Raw genomic sequence first — 967 nt, forward strand, 5'->3', positions numbered from 1 at the left:
GGTCTGCCGTTGCCGGCCGGCCACGGCCAGGTTTCCGGTAGCGCGGACTCGACCGCCATCCTGTGGCTGGGGCCGGACGAGTTCCTGCTGGTCGGCCCCGAAGGCACGGACGCCACGGCTGACCTGACCGCCGCGCTCGGCGGGGAGCCGGGCGCCGTCGTCGACCTGTCCGCGAACCGCACCACGCTGGAACTTTCCGGACCCTCGGCCAGGCTGGTGCTGGAGAAGGGCTGCCACGCGGACCTGCACCCGCGGGCGTTCGGTCCGGGCACGGCGATCACCACCCAGCTGGGCCCGGTGCCGGTGCTGCTGTGGCAGACCGCGGAGCGGGACGGCGGCCAGGTCTACCGGATCATGCCGCGGGCCTCGTTCGCGGACTACACCGCGCGCTGGCTGCTGGACGCCATGACGGAGTTTGCCTCGCCCGAGGTGGACTGAGATGGCACTGAGCGCGCTGGACCTGTTTTCGATCGGCATCGGGCCGTCGTCGTCTCACACGGTGGGCCCCATGCGGGCCGCCCGGCAGTTTGCCGCGTCACTGGCCGCGGACGGGCTGCTGGAGTCGGTGGCCCGGGTGAAGTCGGAGCTGTTCGGCTCGCTCGGTGCCACCGGGGCCGGCCACGGGTCGGACAAGGCCGTGATCCTGGGCCTGCAGGGCGAGGACCCGGAAACCGTTGATCCGGATGCCGCGGACGCGCAGGTGCAGGAGGCGGCGGCCGCGCGGAAGCTGAGCCTCGCCGGCACGCACCCGGTGGAGTTCGACCCTGCTTCCGACGTGGTGCTGCACCGCCGCCGCTCGCTGCCGGCGCACCCGAACGGGATGACCTTCACGGCGTACGACGCCGGCGGCTCACCGCTGCGTGCGTCCTCCTATTACTCGGTGGGCGGCGGGTTCGTCGTCACCGCCGAGGAGGCCGAACGTGCGGCGGAAGAGGCTGCGCGCGACGCCGGGGCGGGGGAGATAGGA

At 73.0% G+C, this 967-nt stretch carries 2 protein-coding genes; both read left to right on the top strand.

What is annotated here, in order from left to right; genetic code table 11:
- A partial coding sequence (locus tag AC5RUJ_RS17180) for a sarcosine oxidase subunit gamma (RefSeq protein ID WP_494156358.1) occupies positions 1-438 on the top strand: 438 nt, incomplete at its 5' end.
- A 1-nt stretch (position 439) separates the two neighbouring features.
- Positions 440-967: serine dehydratase beta chain (locus AC5RUJ_RS17185; RefSeq protein ID WP_494156359.1), on the top strand; the 528-nt coding region annotated here is incomplete at its 3' end.

It is taken from the genome of Arthrobacter sp. Y3223164, assembly GCF_059091005.1.